Source organism: Streptomyces sp. NBC_00162, assembly GCF_024611995.1.
Lineage (GTDB): Bacteria > Actinomycetota > Actinomycetes > Streptomycetales > Streptomycetaceae > Streptomyces.
In genome coordinates this window covers 6,608,982-6,632,651 of the sequence record NZ_CP102509.1, presented here as the reverse complement: position 1 = coordinate 6,632,651, position 23,670 = coordinate 6,608,982, and the positions used below count along the sequence as shown (strand labels likewise).

21 protein-coding genes and 1 tRNA gene are annotated in these 23,670 nt (G+C 71.5%); 10 read left to right on the top strand and 12 right to left on the bottom strand.

The features are described from left to right. Positions 1-44 precede the first annotated feature (44 nt). The 5 genes from JIW86_RS30750 to JIW86_RS30730 all read left to right on the top strand — a co-directional run bounded on the left by JIW86_RS30750 (position 45) and on the right by JIW86_RS30730 (position 6,285). Positions 45-812, top strand: coding sequence for an IclR family transcriptional regulator (locus tag JIW86_RS30750; RefSeq protein ID WP_215141353.1), 768 nt, complete (start codon positions 45-47; stop codon positions 810-812). A 323-nt stretch (positions 813-1,135) separates the two neighbouring features. Further along, complete coding sequence (locus tag JIW86_RS30745; RefSeq protein ID WP_257557022.1) at positions 1,136-1,918, top strand: MIP/aquaporin family protein; 783 nt, start codon at positions 1,136-1,138, stop codon at positions 1,916-1,918. A gap of 77 nt (positions 1,919-1,995) precedes the next feature. Next, entirely contained in the window at positions 1,996-3,522 is a 1,527-nt protein-coding gene (glpK, locus tag JIW86_RS30740) for a glycerol kinase GlpK (protein WP_215141356.1), read from the top strand. Positions 3,523-3,563: 41 nt separating this feature from the next. Continuing rightward, positions 3,564-5,171, top strand: coding sequence for a glycerol-3-phosphate dehydrogenase/oxidase (locus tag JIW86_RS30735; RefSeq protein ID WP_215141358.1), 1,608 nt, complete (start codon positions 3,564-3,566; stop codon positions 5,169-5,171). A 127-nt stretch (positions 5,172-5,298) separates the two neighbouring features. Further along, positions 5,299-6,285 (top strand): PAC2 family protein, encoded by a 987-nt coding sequence (locus JIW86_RS30730; RefSeq protein ID WP_416237622.1) that lies wholly within the window; start codon positions 5,299-5,301, stop codon positions 6,283-6,285. 103 nt (positions 6,286-6,388) lie between these two features. Here JIW86_RS30730 and mshC read toward each other — a convergent pair whose 3' ends face one another. The 4 genes from mshC to JIW86_RS30710 all read right to left on the bottom strand — a co-directional run bounded on the left by mshC (position 6,389) and on the right by JIW86_RS30710 (position 9,906). Next, positions 6,389-7,618 carry a cysteine--1-D-myo-inosityl 2-amino-2-deoxy-alpha-D-glucopyranoside ligase gene (gene mshC, locus JIW86_RS30725; protein WP_215141368.1) on the bottom strand — a complete coding sequence of 410 codons (1,230 nt, stop codon included), beginning with the start codon at positions 7,616-7,618 and terminating at the stop codon, positions 6,389-6,391. Positions 7,619-7,728: 110 nt separating this feature from the next. Continuing rightward, positions 7,729-8,580, bottom strand: a complete 852-nt coding sequence (locus JIW86_RS30720; RefSeq protein WP_416237697.1) for an SCO1664 family protein — start codon at positions 8,578-8,580, stop codon at positions 7,729-7,731. Then, the gene (locus JIW86_RS30715) at positions 8,544-9,134 is read right to left on the bottom strand and encodes a DUF3090 domain-containing protein (protein ID WP_150256714.1); all 591 of its coding nucleotides are present in this window, start codon (positions 9,132-9,134) and stop codon (positions 8,544-8,546) included. Before JIW86_RS30715 ends, JIW86_RS30720 begins: the two co-directional genes overlap by 37 nt. Positions 9,135-9,201: 67 nt before the next feature. Further along, positions 9,202-9,906, bottom strand: coding sequence for a histidine phosphatase family protein (locus JIW86_RS30710; RefSeq protein WP_257557018.1), 705 nt, complete (start codon positions 9,904-9,906; stop codon positions 9,202-9,204). A gap of 216 nt (positions 9,907-10,122) precedes the next feature. On the opposite strand from JIW86_RS30710, the gene JIW86_RS30705 reads away from it, so the two are divergent. Continuing rightward, complete coding sequence (locus JIW86_RS30705; protein WP_257557017.1) at positions 10,123-11,115, top strand: magnesium and cobalt transport protein CorA; 993 nt, start codon at positions 10,123-10,125, stop codon at positions 11,113-11,115. Between the two features lie 31 nt (positions 11,116-11,146). Here JIW86_RS30705 and JIW86_RS30700 read toward each other — a convergent pair whose 3' ends face one another. Continuing rightward, complete coding sequence (locus JIW86_RS30700) at positions 11,147-11,935, bottom strand: ferritin-like domain-containing protein (RefSeq protein ID WP_257557016.1); 789 nt, start codon at positions 11,933-11,935, stop codon at positions 11,147-11,149. Positions 11,936-12,156: 221 nt separating this feature from the next. Next, positions 12,157-13,206, bottom strand: a complete 1,050-nt coding sequence (locus JIW86_RS30695; RefSeq protein ID WP_257557015.1) for an LLM class F420-dependent oxidoreductase — start codon at positions 13,204-13,206, stop codon at positions 12,157-12,159. A 101-nt stretch (positions 13,207-13,307) separates the two neighbouring features. On the opposite strand from JIW86_RS30695, the gene JIW86_RS30690 reads away from it, so the two are divergent. Together JIW86_RS30690 and JIW86_RS30685 are read left to right on the top strand one after the other, a co-directional pair. Then, on the top strand, positions 13,308-14,291 hold the full coding sequence (locus tag JIW86_RS30690; RefSeq protein WP_257557014.1) for an aldo/keto reductase: 984 nt from the start codon (positions 13,308-13,310) through the stop codon (positions 14,289-14,291). After that, positions 14,288-16,417: an ATP-binding domain-containing protein gene (locus tag JIW86_RS30685; RefSeq protein WP_257557013.1), complete on the top strand. Its 2,130-nt coding sequence runs from the start codon at positions 14,288-14,290 to the stop codon at positions 16,415-16,417. The genes JIW86_RS30690 and JIW86_RS30685 overlap by 4 nt, the downstream gene beginning before the upstream one ends. Before the next feature lie 70 nt (positions 16,418-16,487). Here the strand turns inward: JIW86_RS30685 and JIW86_RS30680 are convergent, their stop codons facing one another. Further along, a complete protein-coding gene (locus tag JIW86_RS30680; RefSeq protein WP_257557012.1) occupies positions 16,488-17,174 on the bottom strand; it encodes a hypothetical protein in 687 nt (228 codons plus the stop codon). 47 nt (positions 17,175-17,221) lie between these two features. Here JIW86_RS30680 and JIW86_RS30675 point away from each other — a divergent pair, with 47 nt between their 5' ends. Continuing rightward, positions 17,222-17,410, top strand: a complete 189-nt coding sequence (locus tag JIW86_RS30675) for a DUF5703 family protein (RefSeq protein ID WP_073774709.1) — start codon at positions 17,222-17,224, stop codon at positions 17,408-17,410. Between the two features lie 39 nt (positions 17,411-17,449). Here the strand turns inward: JIW86_RS30675 and JIW86_RS41720 are convergent, their stop codons facing one another. The 3 genes from JIW86_RS41720 to JIW86_RS30660 form a co-directional block, all read right to left on the bottom strand. Then, complete coding sequence (locus JIW86_RS41720; RefSeq protein ID WP_322975561.1) at positions 17,450-18,229, bottom strand: chaplin; 780 nt, start codon at positions 18,227-18,229, stop codon at positions 17,450-17,452. A gap of 134 nt (positions 18,230-18,363) precedes the next feature. Next, complete coding sequence (locus JIW86_RS30665) at positions 18,364-18,597, bottom strand: chaplin (RefSeq protein ID WP_215141393.1); 234 nt, start codon at positions 18,595-18,597, stop codon at positions 18,364-18,366. A gap of 130 nt (positions 18,598-18,727) precedes the next feature. Further along, a complete protein-coding gene (locus tag JIW86_RS30660) occupies positions 18,728-20,053 on the bottom strand; it encodes a M20/M25/M40 family metallo-hydrolase (protein WP_215141395.1) in 1,326 nt (441 codons plus the stop codon). Between the two features lie 168 nt (positions 20,054-20,221). On the opposite strand from JIW86_RS30660, the gene JIW86_RS30655 reads away from it, so the two are divergent. Continuing rightward, positions 20,222-20,306: transfer RNA gene (locus JIW86_RS30655), tRNA-Leu, on the top strand. A gap of 111 nt (positions 20,307-20,417) precedes the next feature. On the opposite strand, the gene JIW86_RS30650 is transcribed toward JIW86_RS30655, so the two are convergent. Further along, a complete protein-coding gene (locus JIW86_RS30650; RefSeq protein ID WP_257557011.1) occupies positions 20,418-21,857 on the bottom strand; it encodes an amino acid permease in 1,440 nt (479 codons plus the stop codon). A gap of 212 nt (positions 21,858-22,069) precedes the next feature. Next, positions 22,070-23,614, bottom strand: coding sequence for an APC family permease (locus JIW86_RS30645; RefSeq protein ID WP_257557009.1), 1,545 nt, complete (start codon positions 23,612-23,614; stop codon positions 22,070-22,072). Positions 23,615-23,670: the final 56 nt, after the last annotated feature.

Genomic DNA, 23,670 nt, shown 5'->3' with positions numbered 1-23,670 from the left:
ATAGTGTTCAGCATTGTCGAACTACGTCAGCAGGAGGCTGCGCGATGGCACGGAACATCCAGTCGCTCGAACGAGCCGCTGCGATGCTGCGGCTCCTGGCGGGCGGGGAACGCCGGCTGGGCCTGTCGGATGTGGCGTCCTCCCTGGGCCTGGCCAAGGGCACGGCGCACGGGATCCTGCGCACCCTGCAGGCCGAGGGCTTCGTGGAGCAGGACCCGGCCTCCGGCCGCTACCAGCTGGGCGCGGAGCTGCTGCGCCTGGGCAACAGCTACCTCGACGTGCACGAGCTGCGGGCCCGCGCCCTGGTCTGGACGGACGACCTGGCCCGGGCGAGCGGCGAGAGCGTGTACGTGGGCGTGCTGCACAAGAGCGGGGTGCTGATCATGCACCACGTGTTCCGGCCCGACGACAGCCGTCAGGTGCTGGAGGTGGGGGCCATGCAGCCGCTTCACTCCACGGCCCTGGGCAAGGTGCTGTCGGCCTACGATCCGGTCGCGCACACGCAGGCCGTGGAGGTCGAGCGGGAGGCGTTCACGCCCCGTACGGTCACCGACGGCCGGGGGTTCGAGGAGGTCCTGGAGCTGACCCGGGCGCGCGGCTGGGCCGCCGATGTCGAGGAGACCTGGGACGGCATCGCCTCGGTGGCCGCGCCCATCCACGACCGGCGCCGGATGCCGGTCGGCGCGGTGGCGGTCGCGGGTGCCGTGGAGCGGGTCTGCGGGGAGTCCGGGGAGCCCCGGGCGGCCCTGGTGGCCTCCGTACGGGACTGCGCAAGGTCGGTTTCACGCGATCTCGGGGCGGGCCGGTTCTGAGCTTGACCTGACCCCATCCGATCCACCCAGTGGCCACCTTGTGTGCCAATTGGGTGGATTTTGTCATTTTCTGATCGTTCATTGGCTTGATTTGGGCGATCGTCCGGAGTGGTAACGATCCGGTTCTTTGACCTGGTCGACCCTTGACGCGTTCTTCACCTAGGCGGAAAACTGCCGTTCATCGGTCGGCATTGTCGAACACCTACCGGCAATACGCGTTAGGGTGTGACGAGGCCAAGGACCGGTGCAGCACTCACCGAGTGCGTGGACCACCGGAGGGACCCGGTGTCCGCCCACCCCTGGACGTACGTAAGGAGTCGCGGGTGTCCAGCTCCGACATCTTCATCGGCGAGACCATCGGTACCGCCCTGCTCACCCTGCTCGGCGGTGGCGTCTGCGCCGCACTGACGCTCAAGAGCTCCAAGGCCCGCAACGCGGGCTGGCTCGCGATCACCTTCGGCTGGGGTTTCGCCGTACTGATCGCCGCCTACGTGGCCGCCCCGCTCTCCGGCGCGCACCTCAACCCGGCCGTCACCGTCGGCATCGCCGTCACGAACAGCGACTGGAGCGACGTACCGGTCTACTTCGCCGGCCAGCTGCTCGGCGCAATGCTCGGCGCGGTCCTGATGTGGATCACCTACTACGGCCAGTTCCGGGTGCACCTGGCGGACCCGGAGAACATCCGTGACGCCAAGCTCGGCCCGGAGGACCCGCACCCGCACGACCAGGCGGGCCCCGTGCTCGGGATCTTCTCCACCGGCCCCGAGATCCGCAACGTCGTCCAGAACCTCGCCACCGAGATCATCGGTACGTTCGTCCTGGTCCTGGCGATCCTCACCCAGGGCCTGCAGGACGGCGGCAAGGGCCTCGGTGTCATCGGCGTCCTGATCACCTCGTTCGTGGTCGTCGGCATCGGCCTCTCGCTGGGCGGTCCGACCGGCTACGCCATCAACCCGGTCCGCGACCTCGGTCCGCGCATCGTGCACGCCCTGCTCCCGCTGCCCAACAAGGGCGGCTCGGACTGGGGGTACTCCTGGATCCCGGTCGTCGGCCCGCTCGTCGGTGCCGTCATAGCCGGCGGTCTGTACAACATCGCGTTCGCCTGATCAGCATCGGCCCGCGCTCGTAAGATCCGCACCGCATCCTGATTCCGCCTACCCACAGACCTGCCAGGAGCAGCCACATGACCAGCAGCACCGGCCCCTTCATCGCCGCGATCGACCAGGGCACCACCTCCTCCCGCTGCATCGTCTTCGACCGCGACGGCCGCATCGTCGCCGTCGACCAGAAGGAGCACGAGCAGATCTTCCCGAAGCCGGGCTGGGTCGAGCACGACGCCACCGAGATCTGGACCAACGTCCAGGAGGTCGTCGCCGGGGCCATCGCCAAGGCCGAGATCACCGCCGCCGACGTCAAGGCCGTCGGCATCACCAACCAGCGCGAGACCACCCTCCTGTGGGACAAGAACACCGGCGAGCCGGTGCACAACGCGCTGGTCTGGCAGGACACCCGCACGGACACCCTGTGCAAGGAGCTCGGCCGCAACGTCGGCCAGGACCGCTTCCGCCGCGAGACCGGCCTGCCGCTGGCGAGCTACTTCGCCGGTCCGAAGGTCCGCTGGCTGCTGGACAACGTCGAGGGCCTGCGGGAGCGCGCCGAGGCCGGCGACATCCTGTTCGGCACCATGGACTCGTGGGTCATCTGGAACCTCACGGGCGGCGCCCAGGGCGGCGTGCACGTCACCGACGTCACCAACGCCTCGCGCACCATGCTGATGAACCTGCACACCCTGGCCTGGGACGAGAAGATCGCCGAGTCCATGGGCGTCCCGCTCAACGTCCTCCCGGAGATCAAGTCCTCCGCCGAGGTCTACGGCCACGTCAAGGACGGCGTCCTCGCCGGTGTCCCGGTCGCCTCGGCGCTCGGTGACCAGCAGGCCGCGCTGTTCGGCCAGACCTGCTTCGCCGAGGGCGAGGCCAAGTCCACGTACGGCACCGGAACGTTCATGCTGATGAACACCGGCGACAAGATCATCAACTCCTACAGCGGCCTGCTGACCACGGTCGGCTACCAGATCGGCGACCAGCAGCCGGTCTACGCGCTGGAGGGCTCCATCGCCGTCACCGGCTCGCTCGTCCAGTGGATGCGCGACCAGATGGGCCTGATCAAGTCCGCGGCCGAGATCGAGACCCTGGCCTCCTCCGTCGAGGACAACGGCGGCGCCTACTTCGTGCCGGCCTTCTCCGGTCTGTTCGCCCCGTACTGGCGCTCCGACGCCCGCGGTGTGATCGCCGGCCTGACCCGGTACGTCACCAAGGCGCACATCGCCCGCGCCGTCCTGGAGGCCACCGCCTGGCAGACCCGTGAGATCACCGACGCCATGACCAAGGACTCGGGCGTCGAGCTCGCGGCCCTGAAGGTCGACGGCGGCATGACCTCCAACAACCTGCTGATGCAGACGCTCTCGGACTTCCTGGACGCCCCCGTGGTGCGCCCGATGGTCGCCGAGACCACCTGCCTCGGCGCCGCCTACGCCGCCGGCCTGGCCGTCGGCTTCTGGCCCGACACCGACGCCCTGCGCGCCAACTGGCGCCGCGCGGCGGAGTGGACCCCGCGGATGCCCGCCGAGCAGCGGGACCGCGAGTACAAGAGCTGGCTCAAGGCCGTGGAGCGGTCCATGGGCTGGGTCGACGACGAAGACGCCAGCTGACCGCACTCAGCTGAGTCAATCGACGAGGAGCTAAGAGAGATATGAGCATCCCGCAGAGCGTGACCGCACTGGGCACGCACCCGACCGCCGGCTCGAACCCGAGCCGCGCCGAGACCCGTGAGCAGCTGGCCAAGGCCACGTACGACCTGCTGGTCATCGGCGGTGGAATCCTGGGCACCTCGGTGGCCTGGCACGCCGCGCAGTCGGGTCTGCGGGTCGCCATGGTGGACGCCGGCGACTTCGCCGGCGCCACCTCCTCCGCCTCCTCCAAGCTCGTCCACGGCGGCCTGCGCTACCTGCAGACCGGCGCGGTCAAGCTGGTAGCCGAGAACCACCACGAGCGCCGGGTGCTGGCCAAGGACGTGGCCCCGCACCTGGTCAACCCGCTCACCTTCTACCTGCCCGTCTACAAGGGCGGGCCGGTCGGCGCGGCGAAGCTGGGCGCGGGCGTGTTCGCGTACTCGGCGCTCTCGGCCTTCGGCGACGGCATCGGCAAGGTCATCTCGCCGGCCCGCGCCGCCGCCGACAACCCGGGCCTGAAGACGGACAACCTCAAGGCCGTCGCGGTCTACTACGACCACCAGATGAACGACTCCCGCGTCGCCGTCATGACGGTCCGCGCGGCCGTCGAGTCCGGCGCGGTCGTCCTCAACCACGCCGAGGTCACCGGGCTGCGCATGACGCGCGGCCGGGTCTCCGGCGCCGAGCTCAAGGACCGTCTGGACGGCACCGAGTTCGGGGTGGACGCGCGCGTCGTGCTCAACGCCACCGGCCCGTGGGTGGACCACCTGCGGCGCATGGAAGACAAGCACTCGATGCCGTCCATCCGCCTGTCCAAGGGCGCGCACATCGTGATGAAGCGCAAGTCGCCGTGGAAGGCCGCCATGGCCACCCCGATCGACAAGTACCGCATCACCTTCGCTCTCCCGTGGGAGGACCAGCTGCTGCTCGGCACCACCGACGAGGTGTACGAGGGCGACCCGGCGGACGTGCGCGCCACCGAGGCCGACATCCAGCAGATCCTGGACGAGGCGGCCTTCTCGGTGAAGGACGCGGACCTGGACCGCTCGCTGATGACGTACGCCTTCGCGGGCCTGCGGGTGCTGCCCGGCGGCCCCGGCGGCGTGGAGAAGGCCAAGCGCGAGACGGTCGTCTCCGAGGGCGCGGGCGGCATGCTGTCGGTGGCCGGCGGCAAGTGGACGACGTACCGGCACATCGGCCGCGTGGTCATGGACAAGCTGGCCAAGCTCCCGGGCTCCCCGCTGACCGAGGACATGGAGCCGGTGAAGTCCCTCGTACGCCGGATCGCGCTGCCCGGTGTCGCCAACCCGAACGCGGTCGCGCACCGGCTGCTGGTGGACCGCGAGCCCGGCACGCGGATGGACCCGCTGACCGCGCGCCACCTGGCCTCGCACTACGGTTCGCTGGCCTTCGACATCGCACGGCTCGCGAACGAGGACCCGGCGCTCGCCGAGCGCATCCACCCGGACGGTCCGGAGATCTGGGCGCAGGTCGCCTACGCCCGTGACAACGAGTGGGCGCAGACGGTCGACGACGTACTGCGCCGGCGCACGACGGTGACAGTCCGCGGTCTGGACGACGAGGCCGTTCGGGCCAGGGTCGCGGAGATGCTGGGCCACCAGGCATAGCTGTCACGCAGGTGGGGAAGAGGGGCGGTTCCGAGGGGAACCGCCCCTCTGTCGTGGGCTGTGGCCGACGTCCCCTCAAGGCTTAGGCTGACCCACGTACGCAAGGGAACTTCGGAAGGAGACCTGGGTGATCGAGCTTGAGGGCATGCCCGAGCTGATCGACCCGGTCATGGTGGCCGCGTTCGAGGGCTGGAACGACGCGGGTGACGCGGCCTCCGGTGCGGTCGCACACCTGGACCGGGAGTGGAAGGGCGAGGTGTTCGCGGCGCTCGACGCCGAGGACTACTACGACTTCCAGGTCAACCGGCCGACGGTGTGGCTGGACAACGGGGTACGGAAGATCACCTGGCCGACGACGCGGCTGTCCGTGGTCCGGATCGGCGGCGCCAAACCGCGGGACCTGGTGCTGGTGCGCGGGATCGAACCGTCCATGCGGTGGCGGTCGTTCTGCAACGAGATCCTCGGCTTCGCGCACGAACTGGGCGTGGAGATGGTGGTCATCCTGGGGGCGCTGCTCGGGGACACGCCGCACACGCGGCCGGTTCCGGTGAGCGGGGTCACCTCGGACGCGGACCTGGCGCGGACGATGGACCTGGAGGAGACGAAGTACGAGGGCCCGACCGGCATCGTGGGCATCCTCCAGGAGGCCTGTACACACGCTGGTGTCCCGGCGGTCTCGCTGTGGGCGGCGGTGCCCCACTACGTGTCCCAGCCGCCGAATCCCAAGGCCACGCTGGCGCTCCTGAACCGGCTGGAGGACCTGATCGACATCCGGATCCCGCTGGGCGAACTCCCGGAGGACGCCCGGGCGTGGCAGCTGGGCGTGGACCAACTGGCCGCGGAGGACAGCGAGGTGGCGGAGTACGTCCAGACGCTGGAGGAAGCGCGGGACACGGCCGACCTGCCGGAGGCGTCGGGAGACGCCATCGCCCGGGAGTTCGAGCGGTACCTGCGCCGCCGTGACCCGGCGGCGGAGCCGGGCGACGCCTCGTACCTGCGGGACCCCTCCAGCGGCCTCCCGCGCCCCCCGAAGCGCAAGCCGGACGTCTCCGGGGAGGACCCGCAGCCCCCGGCCGCGCCCCCGCCGGACGAGGACACCCCGCCGGAGGTCTAGCCTCGTGGGGCTCCGCCCCACACCCCGCGCCTCAAACGCCGACGGGGCTGGAATTGCGCTGAGCGCAATTCCAGCCCCGTCGGCGTTTCACCGGCGCCGCAGGTTACAGGGCCACGCCCAGGAGGGCGTCCACCGTCCGGGAGACCAGGCCCGGAGCCGACTCGTCGTCCTCGTCGGAGGCGAGCTGGAGCTCGACCCAGCGGTCCACGGCGGCCAGTGCGGCAGGCGCGTCCAGGTCGCGGGAGAGGGCCTCGCGGACTTCCTCGACCAGGGCGTCCGCCGGGACGCCGTCCGGCCGGGACACCGCCGCGCGCCAGCGCTCCAGCCGGGCCACCGCCTCGGCGAGGACCTCGTCCGTCCACTCCCAGTCGGCCCGGTAGTGGTGCGACAGCAGCGCCAGGCGGATCGCCGCCGGGTCGACCCCGGCCCGCCGCAGCGCGGACACGAAGACGAGGTTGCCCTTCGACTTCGACATCTTCTCGCCGTTCAGGGCGACCATGCCGGCGTGTACGTACGCCTTGGCCATCGGGAACTCGCCGGTCAGGGCCTGCGCGTGCGAGGCGCCCATCTCGTGGTGCGGGAAGGCCAGGTCGGAACCGCCGCCCTGGATGTCGAAGCCCATGCCCAGGTGGTCCAGGGCGATCGCCACGCACTCGATGTGCCAACCCGGCCGGCCGCGGCCCAGCGAGCCGCCGTCCCAGCTCGGCTCGCCCGGACGCGCGGCCATCCACAGCATCGGGTCCAGCGGGTTCTTCTTCCCCGGCCGGTCCGGGTCGCCGCCCCGCTCCGCCGAAAGCAGCCTCATCGCCTCGGCGTCGAGGTTCGAGACCTGCCCGAAGTGCGGGTCGGACTCGACCGAGAAGTAGACGTCGCCGTCCAGCTCGTACGCCGCGCCCGCGTCCCGCAGCCGCTCGACCAGCGGCACGATGCCGGGTATGGCCTCGACGGCGCCGATGTAGTGCTGCGGCGGCAGCATGCGCAGGGCGGTCATGTCCTCGCGGAAGAGGGCGGTCTCGCGCTCGGCGAGCTCCGTCCAGTCGTGACCGTCGCGCAGCGCCCGCTCCAGGAGCGGGTCGTCCACGTCGGTGACGTTCTGGACGTAGTGAATCTGCCGCTTGGTGTCGAGCCACACGCGCTGCACAAGGTCGAACGCGTTGTAGGTCGCCGCGTGACCGATGTGGGTCGCGTCGTACGGAGTGATGCCGCAGACGTAGATGCGGGCGACGGGACCGGGGGCGAGGGTGATCGTCCCCTGGGTCGCGGTGTCGTGGATCTCGAGGTCGCGGCCCTTGCCAGGAAGGGCGGGGACCTCAGAAGCGGGCCAGGCATGCATGTCTCGAGCCTAACCGGACTGATGTTCCTGAAACGAACCGGACCTGCACTGTTGTCTTGATCGGCACTCTTGCGGTCTGGCCGAAACTGTGCGTGTCGGGATTGGCCGGTTCAGACCGGTGGCCACGGGATCGACGGCCACTGCCCGGACGGCTGCGGATGCGTCCCGGTGCGCAGCAGCTGCGCCACCCGGTCGCGTACGGCGGCCAGCTCGACCGCCGTGATCAGTTCGGCCAGCCGGGTGGCGAGCGGGGCTCCTTCCGCCAGCTCGGCGGCCAGCGAGGCCAGTACCTCGCGCGCCTCGTCCGTCAGCGGCTCCCCGGCCCACCCCCACAGGAGGGTGCGCAGTTTGTCCTCCGCGTGGAAGGTCACGCCGTGGTCGATCCCGTAGAGGTGTCCGTCGGGCGCGGGCAGCAGGTGGCCGCCCTTGCGGTCGCCGTTGTTGATCACGGCGTCGAGGACGGCGAGGCGGCGCAGCCGCGGGTCGTCGGCGTGCACGAGCAGGGCCGTGCGGCCGTCGCCCACGTCGGCGAGGGCGACGGGCTTCCAGCCGTTCCCCGCCTCCTCGCCCTCGACGAGCGCGAGGAGCTCGGCGCCGGGGGTCTCGCCCTCGGGGGTCTCGATCCACCGCTGGACCATGCCCTCGCCGTACGGTCCGTCGCGCAGCACGGTGGTGGGCACCAGGCCCCAGCCGGTGGCCTCGGAGACCAGGTAGGTGGCGACCTCGCGCTGGGCGAGGTTCCCGTCGGGGAAGTCCCACAGCGGGCGCTCGCCCTTGACCGGCTTGTACACGCAGTCGGCGCTCACGCCTTCGTACGTGACAGTGCACAGCAGGACGGCGTTGGACGCCTCGCGGATCCGGCCGACGACGGTCAGCTCACCCTTGGTGAGCAGTTCCTCGAACTTCTCCCGCTCCCCCATCACGGTCACACCTGGCGCCGGTAGCCGTTCTGGCGGGGGCAGACATGCCCCTCCGGGTCCAGCGGGAGACTGCACAGCGGGCACGGCGGCCGGCCCGCGTTGACCACGTCCAGGGCCCGCTTGGCGAAGGCCCGGGCCTGGGCACCGGTGAGGCGGACCCGCAGCATGGGCGGGCCGTTCTCCTCGTCCTGGAGCAGCCGTTCCTCCGCCTCGGCGAGATCCTCGTCCGAGTCGGCGTCGAGTTCGACCAGGGCCTGCGCCTCGACGATCATGCGCTGTTCCTCGCCGTCCCAGGCCAGGGCCATGGTGCCGACGCGGAACTCCTCGTCGACCGGGACGTCCAGCGGCGCGGTGTCGGCGGCCTCGGCGGGGGCCACCGCCGGGACCGGGGCATTGCCCCCGGTGCGCCGTACGACCTCGTCCAGCAGCTCGTCCATCCGCTCGGCCAGCGCCGCGACCTGGGTCTTCTCCAGGGAGACGCTGGTGACGCGGGGGCCGGATGAGGCCTGCAGGAAGAACGTACGGCGTCCCGGCAGACCGACCGTGCCGGCCACGAAGCGGTCCGGCGGGTCGTAGAGGAACACCTGACGGGGCACGTCCAGTCTCCAAGTCTCGGCGGCAGCGCTCATTTACAGGGCCAGTCCACCCTACTGCGCCGTTCGATCACGCCGCGCCCGCACCGCCTCCCACGACGGCGTTCCCGCCGTCTTCCACTGCTTTGTCGGGTGTGGCCGCGCGCGGAACGAGCGAGCCGAGGTCCCCGGTGTCACCGAGCCGGAACACGAACGGCCGGGTGGGCGTGTAGCGGACGGCGGTCACCGAACAGGGGTCGACGTGGATGCGCTGGAAGAGGTCCAGGTGCATGCCGAGGGCGTCCGCGACGAGGGACTTGATGACGTCGCCGTGGGAGCACATCAGGAACACGGCGTCGGCGCCGTGCTCCTCCTCGACCCGCGCGTTCCAGTCCATTACGGCGTCCACGGCGCGCGCCTGCATGGCGCGCATGGACTCGCCGCCGGGGAAGGCGGCCGCCGACGGGTGCTGCTGGACGATCTTCATCAGGGGTTCGTCGGCGAGTTCGGAGAGTTTGCGGCCCGACCAGTCGCCGTAGTGGCACTCGCCGATCCGCTCGTCGGTGTGCGGCTCCAGCTCCGGCCGGGCGGCCAGCAGCGGGGCGAGGGTCTCCCGGCAGCGTTGCAGCGGGCTGGTGACGACGGCTGCGAGCGGCACACCCGCCAGCCTCCCGGGCAGTGCGGCGGCCTGCTCGGCGCCGCGCTCGTCGAGGGCCACTCCCGGAGTCCATCCGGCGAGCAGCCCAGCGGTGTTGGCGGTGGACCGCCCGTGTCGTACGAGGATCAGCGTGGCCATGGCGCCAGCCTAGGTCCTGCCCGGCCGATCAGGCCGGAAAAGTGAGCGGGGCCTGGTGCGTGCGATCGCAAGGCGGAGGAGGGAATCGACGCGGAGCGTCGGTGACCGACGACAACGCGGCGAGCGTGCGTACCAGGGCACGCGAGCCCGGCTTGATCGGCCGGGCAGGACCTGAGCGGTGCCGGCAGGATGCGGGCGGGGCGAGGGCAGGGGAGAATGCCCCGCGTGATTGTGGACTGCGCGATTTACCGGAACGGCCGCCGCACCGAGGGACCCGCGGATTTCTCGGACGCCCTCGACGAGGCGCGGGCCACGGGAGACGCCTTCCTCTGGGTCGGCATGCACGAGCCGTCGGAGGAGGAATTCGAGCACGTCCGGACCGAGTTCGCCCTGCACCCGCTGGCCGTGGAAGACGCCCTGACCGCGCACCAGCGCCCGAAGCTGGAGGTCTACGACGACTCGCTGTTCGTCGTCCTCAAGCCGGTGGTCTACGACGAGGTCACCGACTCGGTGACGGCGGGCGAGCTGATGGTGTTCATCGGCGACTCGTTCGTGGTCACCGTCCGGCACGGCGAGGGGGCCGCGCTGGCCGCCGTACGGCGCCGGCTGGAGCACGAGCCGAACGTCCTGCGGCACGGCCCCACGGCCGTGCTGTACGCGGTCTCCGACGCGGTGGTGGACCACTACATCGACGTGGCGGCCGAGCTCCAGTCGGACCTGGAGGAACTGGAGGCCGAGGTCTTCGCCCCGAACGCCTCGGACACCAAGAACACCGCCTCCCGGATCTACGGGTTCAAGCGGCAGGTGCTGGAGTTCCGCCGGGCGACGAGCCCGCTGCTCCAGCCGATGGACCGGCTCGCCTTCGGGAAGGTGCCCTTCGTCCACGAGCACTCCCAGCCGTTCTTCCGCGACGTCGCCGACCACCTGACCAAGGCGAACGAGTACGTCGAGGGCCTGGACCGGCTGCTGTCGGACGCCCTCGCCGCGCACCTGGCGCAGATGGGCGTCCGGCAGAACGACGACATGCGCAAGATCTCGGCCTGGGCGGCGATGGCGGCCGTCCCCACGATGGTGGCGGGGATCTACGGCATGAACTTCGACCACATGCCCGAGCTGAAATGGGGCCTGGGGTATCCGGGGGTGGTGCTGGTCATGGCGGGCGCGTGCCTCGGCCTGCACCGGATGTTCAAACGCCGGGGCTGGCTGTAGGCCCTCCGGGCCCGGCGGGCCCGGGCCCGGGCTACGCGAACTCGGGCGTGCTGACCGGTACGCCGCCCAGGGCGTCGCGCCGCTCGGGCATGCGCAGGCTCACCATCCGGTGCCAGCCGCTGAACCGCTCGTACGCGTACATCCCGCGGATCCCGGCGGCGAGCGCGGCCGCCTTCGGCTTGGGCCAGTGCAGCAGCCGCCCCATGTGGCCCATGACGGCGAGGCTCACGTCCCGGTAGATGCCGATCTCGGCGAGCGCGCTCTCGCGGAGCACCTGCTGGATGGTGCGGCCGTGGCCTTCGCGGGCCAGGCGCAGCAACTCCTCGTGGCAGTAGGCGAGGTGGTTGTCCTCGTCGTGGCTGATCATGCGGATGGCCTTGCCGACCTCGGGATGGTCTCCGAAGTACCTGACCAGCATGTCCATCTGGTCGGCGGCCCGCTGTTCGGTGACCCGGCTGTGCGCGAGGTAGACGACGACGTCCCGCTCGGTCAGCGGCTCCTGGCGGCGCAGCTTGTCGTGCGCGAGGCCGATGCCGCGCCGCTCCAGCAGCATCGTGTAGTCGGTCTCGGGGGGTACCGGGACGGGCGGCAGGCCGCGCTTGCGGAGCAGGGCGTTGAAGATCCGCCCGTGCTTGTCCTCGTCGGCGCCGTGCCGGGTGATCTTGGGTGCCAGATCACGCATCCCGTCCGGCACCAGGGCCGCGATGCGGGCGTTCTCCCAGCCGCCCTGAGTCTCCCCGCTGGCGGCGATGGAGCAGAACAGCTGGAAGGAGTCGTCGTTGTCGACGATCTCCTGGAACAGGCTGCGGGCAGAGAGCATGCACCGAGTCAAACGCCGGTCGCCGGGGGCGGCAACCGAAGGACCGCGCTACTCGCCCGAATGAACGAAACCGGGGGTTGGGCGGTTGCGCGTAACCCGGCGGGCGCCCCGCGCGTTGTTGGCTGTGTCGGCCGTGGCGGGGAAGACCCCCCGAGCCCCCACCACGGCCGCAGACTCCTTCAGCCGCCGAACTCCGTCCGGCGGCTCCGACGGGCCGGGACTCAGGCGAGACCGGCCAGCTCCATGGCCTCGGTGCCGGCCCGCAGGGCGGCGAGCCGCTCGTCCAGGGTGAAACCGGCCGGGGCCAGCGTGAGGGTGGTGACGCCGGCCTCCTCGTAGGCCCGCATCCCGTCCGCGATCCGCTCGACCGGGCCGAGCAGCGTGGTCGAGTCGATCAGGGAGTGCGGGACGGCCTCGGCCGCGCCGGTCTTGTCGCCGCCCAGGTACTTCTCCTGGATCTCGGCGGCTTCCTTCTCGTACCCCATGCGCTGGGCCAGCTGGTTGTAGAAGTTCTGCTTCCGGCTGCCCATGCCGCCCACGTACAGGGCGGTGTACGGGCGGAACATGTCGGCGAGCGCCTTCACGTCCTCGCCGAGGGCCAGCGGCACGGTCGGGCAGACGTCGAAGCCGTCCATGGTCAGCCCGGCCTTCTCGCGGCCCGCCCGGATGTGGGTGAGCGCGGTGGCCTCCAGGTGCTCGGCGGCCGGGAAGATCAGCAGCGCGCCGTCGGCGATCTCGCCGGTCTGCTCCAGGTTCTTGGGGCCGATCGCGGCGATGTAGAGCGGGATGTGCTCGCGCTCGGGGTGCACGGTCAGCTTGAGCGGCTTGCCCGGGCCGCCGGGGAGCGGCAGGGTCCAGTGCTCGCCCTCGTACGAGAGCCGCTCGCGGCTCATCGCCTTGCGGACGATCTCCACGTACTCCCGGGTCCGCGCGAGCGGCTTGTCGAACTTGACGCCGTACCAGCCCTCGGAGACCTGCGGTCCGGAAACTCCGAGGCCGAGCCGGAAGCGGCCCTTGGTGAGGGAGTCCAGGGTGGCCGCGGTCATGGCCGTCATGGCGGGCTGGCGGGCCGGGATCTGGAGGATCGCCGAGCCGACGTCGATCCGCTCGGTCTGGGCGGCGACCCAGGCGAGGACGGTCGGGGCATCGGAGCCGTAGGCCTCGGCGGCCCAGCAGACGTCGTAGCCGAGGCGGTCTGCCTCCTGTGCGACGGCGAGGTTGTCGGCGTCCATGCCCGCACCCCAGTAGCCGAGATTGATGCCGAGCCGCATGTGTCGTCCCCTTACCGAATTTACCGATCAGTAACGTGCATGTCCGGGGACTGTAGCGCGCCCGGAGCCCTTCCGTCAGTGCCCCAGTAGTCTCAGCGGTCATGGAGCAGAGGCATCTCGGCCGCACCGGACTGCGCGTTTCCCGGATCGGCCTCGGCACCCTCACCTGGGGGCGCGACACAGGCGAGGAAGCCGCCGCCGAGCAGGTGAAGACGTTCTGGGAGGCGGGCGGCACGCTCGTCGACACGGCCGACGTGTACGGCGGCGGGGAGGCGGAGTACCTCATCGGACGGCTGTTGGCCGGGCTCGTCCCGCGCCGGGACCTGGTGATCGCGACGAAGGCGGGCAGCGTGCCCGATCCGGACCGGCGGTTCGACGGCTCGCGCGGGCACCTGCTGGCCGCGCTCGACGCCTCGTTGGACCGGCTGGGCACCGATTACGTCGACCTCTGGCAGCTGCACGCCTTTGACCCGGTGACCCCGCTGGAGGAGACCCTGCAGGCGCTGGACCTGGCCGTGAGCAGCGGCCGCGCCCGGTACGCCGGGGTGGCGGGCTTCTGCGGCTGGCAGTTGGCGAAGGCGGCGACCTGGCAGCTCGCGGCCCCTGGAGTGAGGACCCGGCTGGCCTCGACCCAGATGGAGTACTCGCTGCTCCAGCGGGGCGTCGAGCGCGAGGTGCTGCCGGCGGCCCTGGACCTGGGCGTCGGCCTCCTCCCCTCCTCGCCGCTGGGGCGCGGGGTCCTGACGGCCAAGTACCAGGCCGGTACCCCGGCGGACTCGCGCGGTGCGTCGGAGTCCCTGGCCGCCCTGGTGGACCCGTACCTGGACGAGGCCGCCGGCCGGATCGTGGACGCGGTGGTGACGGCGGCTCAGGGACTGGCGGTGACCCCGCTCCAGGTGGCCCTGGCGTGGATCCGGGACCGGCCCGGGGTGGTCGCGCCGATCGTCGGCGCGCGGACGTCGGCGCAGCTCGCGGCGGCTCTGTCAGTGGAGGCCCTTAGTCTTCCCGAGGAGATCTGCCGGGCGCTGGACGATGTTTCGGCGCCCGTGCACCGCTACCCCGATCAGGACTGGAGCACGCTGTGAGTACGGACCGCCAACCCGACCCCGCTGCCGCGGAGGAACCGGCCGAGCCGCAGCCTGCCGCCGACACAGACACCGAACCCGGCACCGAGACCGAAACCGAAACCGGCACGGACGCCGAAACCGGCACGGACGCCGAGACGGGCACGGACGCCGGCCCGGACTCCGACACCGGCTCGGGCGAGGCGGCGGCCGCCCCCGGGCTGAGCGAGGCCCAGGCCGAGCTGGCCGCGCAGAAGATCGAGCGGGAGCGGATCGCCCGGCGCAAGGCCGAGCGGGAGGCACCCGTCGAGGCCGGGGCGAAGCTCAGCGGGAAGGCCGCCGACCTGCTGGCCGCCGTACGGGCCGTGGAGGGCGGGGCGAAGCCCCCGTCCGTGTACTTCGACGAGACCCCGGCCGCGCCGCGCAAGGCGGCCCCCGCTCCCCCGCCGCCGGCCCGCAGGACGGCGGAGGCTCCGGCCGCCGCCCCCTCCGCGGCCAGCGTCGACGGCGTACGGGACGTCCTGGCCCGCGGCGGCGCCCCCGAGGCGCTGGCCGCCCCGGCCGCGGCGGCGCTTGGTGAGGGCGCCGCCGAGCGGCTCGCCGAGAACCCCTGGCTGCTGCTGTCGGTCCCCTCCGTCCGCCCGACCCAGGCGGACGGCTTCGCCCGGGCCCTGCTGGGCGCTGAGGCCGGTCCCGGCGACGAGCGCCGCACCACCGCCCTGGTCGGCTGGCTGCTGGTCCAGGCCGGGCTCAAGGGACACACCGCGCTGGAGGCCCCGGTCCTCCGGTCGGCGCTGGCCCAGTACGGCGTGCCGGATCCCGACGAGGCCCTCGAGACGGCCATCGGCGAGGGCTCGGTGTTGGTCTTCCACGAGCCCCTGGGCCCGCCGGTCGCGGAGGACGAAGAACAGCCCGTGCGCGTACTGGTGGGCCTGGAGGGCGCGGCGATGGCCGAGGAGAGCCTGGCCGACGGCCTGGCCCGGATCGCCAGCACCTTCGACGCCCCGGCGGACTGGGAGAAGGCCGCCACCGGCCCCGGAGCCGAGCTGATCCGCGCCGTCGCGGGCCACGGTCTGGTCACCCACACCGGCGGCGAGGCCGCCCGCGCCGAACCGCTCGCCCTGCTGGCCGCCGCCCGGGAGTTCGGCCTGCGGACCTGCCTGGCCGCGCACGTCGCCTCGCCCGGGGGAGTCACCGTCGCCGGGCTGCTTGCCGGGGCGGAGGGGCCGGGCCGGGACGCCGACGGGCAGTTCGCGCTGGACGTGCTGGTGGTCCTGGACGCGCCGCAGCTGGATGTGGAAACCGCGGCCGCGCTGGTGGAGTCCGTCCCCGACGGGGCCCGCCTGGTGCTCTCGGGGGACCCCTCGGTGCTCGGGTCCGCCGGGGCCGGGCGGGTGTTCGCCGATCTGCTGGCGGCCCGTACCTGCCCTCAGCTGGTCTCCCGCGTCCCGGACCCGGGCCCCCTCGGCGAGCTGGTCTCGGGGGTCGGCGTCGGGGAGCTGAACCAGGTCGACGCCCCCGGCAAGGAGGTCGTCATCGTTCCGGTGCGCGACGCCGGGGAGGCCGTGCACCGGGCCGTGCAGCTGGTGGCCGAGTCGGTGCCGCGGGCCTTCGGGATCCCGGCGGACAACGTGCAGGTGATCACCCCGGGCCACGGCGGCTCGGCGGGCACCCGGGCGCTGAACGCCGCCCTGAAGGAGCGGCTGAACCCAGGCCCCGGCCGGTTCGGCGGCTTCGACCCCGGCGACCGCGTGGTTTACGTGCCCTCTCCCGGGCGGGCCCTGCCGGCCCGGGTGGTGTCGGCCGACGCGGAGGGGCTGCACCTGGACCGCGCGGGCGCGCCGGTCGTCGTACCGAAGGAGCTGGTGGAGTCCCAGGTGCGGCACGGCTGGGCGGTGACCGCGCACCAGGCGGTGGGGGCGCGCTGGCCGGCGGTGGTCGTCGTGCTGCCGGGCGACGCGGCGCAGGCCCTCTCCCGGGACTGGGTGTACACGGCGTTCGGGCGGGCCGAGCGGCATCTGTCCGTGGTGCACGGCGTGGACCAGGCGCTGCCGCGCGCGGTGGCGGAGGTGCTGCCGAAGCCGCGTACGACCCGGCTGACGGGTCTGCTGACCTCCCTGGCGGCGGCGGGCGAGCAGCCGGAGTAGCCGACGGCAGCGGCAAGGGGAAGCGGCCCCCGCCTCGCGGGAGCCGCTTCCCTTGCCGCTCAGGTCGCGCTCAGGCCGGGGTCAGCCCCGGCCGCGCGGTCTCGCCCTCGTCTGCGCCCTCGTCCTCGACCTCGTCCTCGTCCTCGCCGAACTCGTCGGTCTCCTCGTCGAAGACGGCGCTGACGTCGAACCGGTGCATGACGTCCTCCGGATCGGTGTGCCCGAAGGGCGAGTTGAGCCACTCCCCCGGCTCCGCCGCCTCCTCCGAGGCCGCGATCCACAGCGTGGAATCGCCCTCCTCCAGCCCGAACTCCTTGTAGCGGGAGGCGATCTCGTCGGGCTCGTACTCCCCGAAGAGCACGCCCAGCGCGCCCGCCGTGCCGCCGTCGTGGACGAGTTCGGCCTCCCGGTCGTGCGCGGCGACCCGTTCGGCCTGGGCGATCAGCCTCGGCGGCTCGACCACGGCGTAGTCGCGGCGGATGAGCACGCTGAAGGCGGCGGGCTCGGCGGGACCGGTGTACGGGACCCCGTCCTCGGGTGTGGGGATCTCGAAGGGGGTGACCTCGTCGTAACGGTCGTAGAGGAGTTCGTCGTACTCCTCGGCCGCGGCGGCGAGTTCGTTGAACGCGGCGTAGACATCGGGGTCCTCGTCCCCGGTCCGGCGCTCGACCGCGGCGAGGTGCCGGTCGAGCGCTTCCTTGACCGCCTCGGCGGCGGCGCGTACCTCGGCAACAGTGGGCAGAGCGGCATCAGACATAGAGCAGACGCTATCCGTAGCAGGGCTCTGCCCGCACAATAGATGCGATGCCGGAATACGAATTTGTCGACGTGTACGTGCCCCGCGGCGTTCCCCGCAAGGAGGCGACCCGCCTGCTGACCGATCATGCCGAGTACGGGAACTGGGAACTCGACAGACTGAGCCTGCACCGGGACGGCAGCCGCCGCGTGCGACTGCGCCGCCGGATCATCCGCCAGGTCCGCGCGACCTGGTGACGCGGGCCCCGTGTGCGGAGCCCGCGTCGTGAACAGCCGTCAGGCGGCGTTGCGGGCTCGCCGGTAGAGCACGGCGCCGCCCAGCAGCAGGCCGCCGGCGAGCGGGAGCCCGGTGGTGAGGACGTCACCGGAGCCGGTGGCGGCGAGGCCGGCCGACTCCGACGGGCCGGGGACGCCGGTCTCCTGAGCGGGGTGCGTGACCGGGTTGGCCGGCGTGACGGAGCCCGAGGCCGGGCTGATGTCCGTCGGCGGCGTACCGGGCTTGCCCGGCGTGTGGCCACCGGGCGTGCCCGGGTGCTGTCCGCCGGGGGTGCTCGGGTTGCCCGGGTGATCCGGGTGGTCGTCGCACGGTTCGTCGTCGCCACCTCCCGGGTTGCCGGGGTGGCCCGGGGTGCCGGGGTGGCCCGGGGTGCCGGGGTGACCCGGAGTGCCGGGGTGACCCGGAGTGCCGGGGTGACCCGGGTGGCCCGGAGTGCCCGGGTGGCCCGGAGTGCCCGGGTGGCCCGGAGTGCCGGGGTGGTCGGTCTTCCCCGGCTGGTCGGGCTTCCCCGGCTTGCCGCCGTGGTCCGGACCGTTGGAACAGCGGTTCCCGAAAGCCGGGTTCAGCAGGCCGATGACGTCGATGGTGTTGCCGCAGACGTTCACCGGTGCTTCCACGGGAGCCTGGACGTTGTTCCCGGACAGCAGCCCCGGGGAATTCGCGGCCTCGCCGGAGGCTGCGGAGTCCGCGTGTGCGTAACCCCCGCCCATCGCGAGGACACCCCCCGCGGCCGCCATGGTGATCAGGGTCTTCCTGGTGACCTGTACCGGTCGTCGCATTGTGTTCGTCCCCTGGTGAGAGCGTCGGTGCTCCGGCTCCCCTGCCGGTTGCGCCGAAGATGATCGATCGGGCCGGAAAGCCCAGCGGCCCCGGAGCGCTGGGATGCGCTCCGGGGCCTAAGACGTCAGACGCGTCAGGCGTTGACGCAGGTGTTGCCGAAGGCCGGGTTCAGCAGGCCGATGATGTTCACGGTGTTACCGCACACGTTCACCGGGATGTGGACGGGCACCTGAACCACGTTGCCGGACAGGACACCGGGGGAGCCGATGGCCGCACCCTGGGCACCGGCGTCGGCGTGAGCCAGACCCGCACCCGCGAGAACCAGGCCACCAGTGGCAGCCGCAGCGGCGACAACCTTCTTGATCATTGTTCCTCCTAGTAGGCATATGCGGTCCCAGCCGCGGACCGCACCACCTGTAACGAGGAGGGATCACCAGGGCTACGAGCGTATGAGTGCATTCACTCTTCTCAGTGGTTTGCGCACACCTCTGCGAATCTCAGGCGTTGTCGATGAATCGGTCGAGAACGCGCACGCCGAACTTCAGCCCGTCGACCGGCACCCGCTCGTCCACGCCGTGGAACATCCCGGCGAAGTCCAGCTCCGGCGGCAGCTGCAGCGGCGCGAAGCCGAAGCAGCGGATGCCGAGGTCGTCGAAGGACTTGGCGTCCGTGCCGCCCGAGAGCATGTACGGGACGGCCCGCGCGATCGGGTCCTCGGCCTTCAGGGCGCCCTGCATCGCGTCGACCAGGCGGCCGTCGAAGTCCGTCTCCAGCGCCTTGTCCCCGTGCACGTCCTCCCGCTTGACGCGGGGGCCGAGGATGCGGTCGAGGTCGGCGAAGAACTCGTCCTCGTAGCCCGGCAGGAAGCGGCCGTCGACGTGGGCCGTCGCCTGGCCGGGAATGACGTTGACCTTGTAGCCGGCGCCGAGCATCGTCGGGGCGGCGGAGTTGCGCAGCGTCGCGCCGACCATCTTGGCGATGCCGCCGAGCTTGGCGAGGGTCTCGTCCATGTTGTCCGGGTCCAGCGGGGTGCCGAGCGCGTCCGAGAGCTCGTCCAGGAAGTGGCGTACGGTCTTGGTCACGCGCACCGGCCACTGGTGGCGGCCGAGCCGCCCCACGGCCTCGCACAGCTCCGTGATGGCGTTGTCGTTGTTGGTCATGGAGCCGTGGCCCGCGGTGCCGTCCACCGTGAGCCGCATCCAGTGCATGCCCTTCTGGGCGGTCTCCACCAGGTAGAGCCGCAGGTTCTCGTTCACGGTGAAGGAGAAGCCGCCGACCTCGCCGATGGCCTCGGTGACGCCTTCGAAGAGACCCGGGTGCTTGTCGACGAGGTGCCGTGCCCCGTAGGTGCCGCCGGCCTCCTCGTCCGCGAGGAAGGCCAGCACGATGTCGCGCGGGGGCTTGCGGCCGCTGCGCATCCGGTCGCGTACGACGGCCAGCGTCATCGCGTCCATGTCCTTCATGTCGACGGCGCCGCGGCCCCACACGCAGCCGTCGGCGATCTCACCCGCGAAGGGGTCGTACGTCCAGTCGGCGGCGTTGGCCGGGACCACGTCGGTGTGCCCGTGGATCAGCAGGGCGGGCCGCGAGGGGTCCTCGCCCTCGATCCGCGCCACGGTCGAGGCACGTCCCTTGTGCGACTCGAAGATCTGCGGCTCGAGCCCGACCTCGGCGAGCTTCTCGGCCACCCACTCGGCCGCCTTGCGTTCGCCGGGGCCCGAGTGGTCCCCGTAGTTGCTGGTGTCGATCCGGATGAGGTCCCGGCAGAGGTCGACGACCTCGTCCTCGCCGGAGACGGTCCTGCCCGCGCTCGAGTCGCTCACGCTGCTTCCTCCCACTGATCGGTACCGAACTGCCTCCATCCTCCCGCTCTGGACCGCTCCGCCCAAGGGCGATCCCCGGCCGCAGGGGGGTGTGATCGAGGACCCCGGAATGTTTGGTAATGTTTTCCACGTCGGAACGGCCCGCGAGGGACGCGAGACAGACACCTTGTCCGGGTGGCGGAATGGCAGACGCGCTAGCTTGAGGTGCTAGTGCCCTTTATCGGGCGTGGGGGTTCAAGTCCCCCCTCGGACACAAAAGAAGGACCCCGCTTCGGCGGGGTCCTTTTCGTTGTCCCGGGCGTGCGAAGGCCGGAACCGCTCACGGGGCCCCCGAGCGCGGGGGCCCCGTGAGCGGCCGGGACGGTCAGTCGCGGGAGGCGGCGAGTTCCGCCACGCGGCGGCGGACCAGGAACCAGCCGCCGACCAGGGCGGCGCCGATGGCCGGGACGAACATGACCGTGGTGCGGCCCACGCCGCCGTCGCACCACATCAGGACCAGGACCGTGAGGAGGAAGGCCAGGGTCACGAGCTGGGTGTACGGGGCCCAGGGCAAGCGGTAGGCGGGGCGTTCGACACGGCCCTGCTTCGCGCGGCGCCAGAAGTGGAGCGAGCACAGCATGACCATCGCCCAGGTGCCGAGGATGCCGAGCGAGGCGAAGTTCAGGACGATCTCGAAGGCCTCCTCCGCCATGAAGTAGTTCAGGCCGACGCCCGCGACGCCGAAGGCGGCGGTGAACAGGACCCCGCCGTAGGGGACCTTGCCCTTGTTCATGACGCCGGTGAACTTCGGGGCCGAGCCGGAGAGGGACATCGAGCGCAGGATGCGGCCGGTGGAGTAGAGGCCGGAGTTCAGGCTGGAGAGGGCCGCCGTCAGCACGACCAGGTTCATGATGCCCGCGGCGCCCGGGACGCCGAGCTTGTCGAAGACGGTGACGAAGGGGCTCTGGTCGGAGGAGTACGCCGTGTACGGGAGCAGCAGGGCGAGCAGGACCACGGAGCCGACGTAGAAGAGGCCCACGCGCCACATGATCGAGTTGATCGCCTTCGGCATGATCTTCTCCGGGTTCTCGGTCTCGCCCGCGGCGACGCCGCAGAGCTCGACGGAGGCGTACGCGAAGACCACGCCCTGGATCACCAGGAGCATCGGGAGGACGCCGGACGGGAAGATGCCGCCGTTGTCGGTGATGGTGGACAGGCCCGGGGTGTGGCCGCCGATCTCGTGGCTGGTGGCCACGAGCCAGATGCCGACGATCAGGAAGACCACCAGGGCGGCGACCTTGACCAGGGAGAACCAGAACTCCATCTCGCCGAAGTACTTCACCGAGATCAGGTTCGCGGTGAGGACGACGGCCAGGGCGATGAAGGCGAGGACCCACTGGGGGACGTCGGTGAACAGCGACCAGAAGTGGGCGTAGGTCGCTGCGGCGGTGATGTCGGCCACAGTGGTCGTGGACCAGTTGAGGAAGTAGAGCCAGCCCGCCGTGTAGGCGCCCTTCTCCCCCATGAACTCGCGCGCGTACGAGACGAAGGCGCCGGAGGAGGGGCGGTAGAGCACGAGCTCGCCGAGGGCCCGGACGACGAAGAAGGCGAAGACGCCGCACACCGCGTAGGCGATCGCCAGGGAGGGGCCGGCTCCGGCGAGGCGGCCGCCGGCGCCGAGGAACAGGCCGGTGCCTATCGCCCCGCCGATCGCGATCATGTTGATGTGGCGGGACTTGAGGTCCTTGCTGTAGCCCTCGTCACCGGCGTCGACATGGCGGGAAGACGCCGGGGCGGGAGCCTCGGTCAAGGTGCGGTCACTCATGTATGACTTCGCCTTCGTGGGGGTCGGACAGGCAGGTCCGGACCCCGGCGCGGGGGAGCTGGGTGGTGTCCCCCGTGCCGCGATCCGGTGTTTTTGTCGCCCCAATAGACCATGAGGCTCCGCGACCCGCCAAAATCGGCCCCCTGAGCACCGAAGCCCCCGACGACCTTGGAAAGGGTCGTCGGGGGCTTCGTAGGGCCTCGAAAGCGAGGTCAGTCGACCGTGGTGGCCTCTGCCGCCTGGTCGAGGCGGAAGGCCTCGTTGCCCAGGCCGATGCGGGCGTGGACCTCGGGGCGGCTGCGGCGCAGGAACTCCCCGTAGAGCAGGCCGGTCACGACGGCGGCGCCGATGATGCCCGGCAGGACCCAGCTGAGCACGGAGCCCTCCGCGGCGCCGACCAGAACGCCGAAGTCCTTGACGGTGTAGACGGCGATGGCGAGCAGCGCGAGTCCGGCCGCGCCGGCCGCGACGAGCCGCCAGACCTGGGCGCCGGCGGTGCCGCGGCGGACGAAGAAAGCGATGACGGCGAAGGAGGCGGCGGCCATGAGGAGGGTCACGCCCAGGGCGCCGACGCTGCCCATCCACGTGAACAGGTGCAGCACGGGGGCGGTGGGGTCGCCGGCGGGCATGTCGTCGGTGAGGGCGAAGGCGATCACGACGAGGGCGGCGATACCGGTCTGGAGGAGGGAGCCGGTGGCGGGGGCGCCGGTGCCGGCGTTGGTCCGGCCGAAGGCTGCCGGGAGCAGGCCCTCGCGGCCCATGGCGAAGGCGTAGCGGGCGACCACGTTGTGGAAGCTGAGCATGGCCGCGAACATGCCGGTCACGAAGAGGACGTGCAGGAGGTCGGTGAAGGTGGTGCCGAGGCGGGCCTCGGTGAGCTGGAAGAGCAGCCCGGGGCCGGCTTCGGCGGAGGTCTTGACGACCTCGGCGGGGCCCGTGGCCACGGTCAGGGCCCAGGCGCTCAGCGCGAAGAAGAGGGCGACGAAGCCGACGGCGAGGAACATCACCCGGGAGACGACGATGTGCGGCTTGCTGGTCTCCTCGGCGTACACCGGGGACTGCTCGAAGCCGACGAAGGCGGCGATGCAGAAGCAGAGCGCGGTGCCGAGGCCGGGTCCGCTGAGGGTCTCCGGGTTGAAGGCGTGCAGCGAGAGGCCCTCCGCTCCCGGCTTGCCGAGGGCGGCGACGTCGAAGACGACGACGAGGGCGCACTCGATGAGGAGGAGCACGCCGAGGACCTTGGCGTTGAGGTCGATCTTGAGCCAGCCGAGGGCGCCGGTGGCGGCGACGGCGAGCAGGGCCGGGATCCACCAGGCGAGTTCGATCTCGAGGTAGGTGGCGAAGAGGCCGGATATCTCGAAGCCGAGGATGCCGTAGACGCCGACCTGCATGGCGCTGTAGGCGACGAGCGCGACGAGCGAGGCACCGGCGCCGGCCGTGGGGCCGAGGCCGCGGGCGATGTAGGCGTAGAAGGCGCCGGCGTTGTGGACGTGCCGGCTCATCTCGGCGTAGCCGATGCTGAAGAGCGCGAGGACGATGCCGAGGATGACGAAGAGCAGCGGCTGGCCGACGATGCCCATCACGCCGAAGGTGGTGGGCATCACGCCCGCGACCACCATCAGGGGCGCGCTGGCGGCGAGTACGGAGAGCAGCAGGCCGGCGGTGCCGAGGCGGTCGGCGCGCAGGGCCCGGTCCTGGCCCTTGTACGTGCGGATCTCGGCCGGGTCCTGGAGCGTGGTGGATCTGCCCGTCGGCATGGCGGGTCCGTCCTTTCGTAGGCACTGGGGGTGGGGGTTGTCCCGGGATGTGTGTC

Bases quoted from the DNA above. Each gene is read 5' to 3' on its own strand.
- mshC (WP_215141368.1), bottom strand. From the start codon at position 7,618: ATGCATGCCTGGCCCGCTTCTGAGGTCCCCGCCCTTCCTGGCAAGGGC.
- JIW86_RS30680 (WP_257557012.1), bottom strand. From the start codon at position 17,174: ATGTCTGATGCCGCTCTGCCCACTGTTGCCGAGGTACGCGCCGCCGCC.
- JIW86_RS30690 (WP_257557014.1), top strand. From the start codon at position 13,308: ATGGAGCAGAGGCATCTCGGCCGCACCGGACTGCGCGTTTCCCGGATC.
- JIW86_RS41720 (WP_322975561.1), bottom strand. From the start codon at position 18,229: ATGCGACGACCGGTACAGGTCACCAGGAAGACCCTGATCACCATGGCG.
- JIW86_RS30645 (WP_257557009.1), bottom strand. From the start codon at position 23,614: ATGCCGACGGGCAGATCCACCACGCTCCAGGACCCGGCCGAGATCCGC.
- JIW86_RS30700 (WP_257557016.1), bottom strand. From the start codon at position 11,935: ATGCTCTCTGCCCGCAGCCTGTTCCAGGAGATCGTCGACAACGACGAC.
- JIW86_RS30750 (WP_215141353.1), top strand. From the start codon at position 45: ATGGCACGGAACATCCAGTCGCTCGAACGAGCCGCTGCGATGCTGCGG.
- JIW86_RS30695 (WP_257557015.1), bottom strand. From the start codon at position 13,206: ATGCGGCTCGGCATCAATCTCGGCTACTGGGGTGCGGGCATGGACGCC.
- JIW86_RS30710 (WP_257557018.1), bottom strand. From the start codon at position 9,906: ATGGCCACGCTGATCCTCGTACGACACGGGCGGTCCACCGCCAACACC.
- JIW86_RS30675 (WP_073774709.1), top strand. From the start codon at position 17,222: ATGCCGGAATACGAATTTGTCGACGTGTACGTGCCCCGCGGCGTTCCC.
- JIW86_RS30665 (WP_215141393.1), bottom strand. From the start codon at position 18,597: ATGATCAAGAAGGTTGTCGCCGCTGCGGCTGCCACTGGTGGCCTGGTT.
- JIW86_RS30650 (WP_257557011.1), bottom strand. From the start codon at position 21,857: ATGAGTGACCGCACCTTGACCGAGGCTCCCGCCCCGGCGTCTTCCCGC.
- glpK (WP_215141356.1), top strand. From the start codon at position 1,996: ATGACCAGCAGCACCGGCCCCTTCATCGCCGCGATCGACCAGGGCACC.
- JIW86_RS30735 (WP_215141358.1), top strand. From the start codon at position 3,564: ATGAGCATCCCGCAGAGCGTGACCGCACTGGGCACGCACCCGACCGCC.
- JIW86_RS30705 (WP_257557017.1), top strand. From the start codon at position 10,123: ATGCCCCGCGTGATTGTGGACTGCGCGATTTACCGGAACGGCCGCCGC.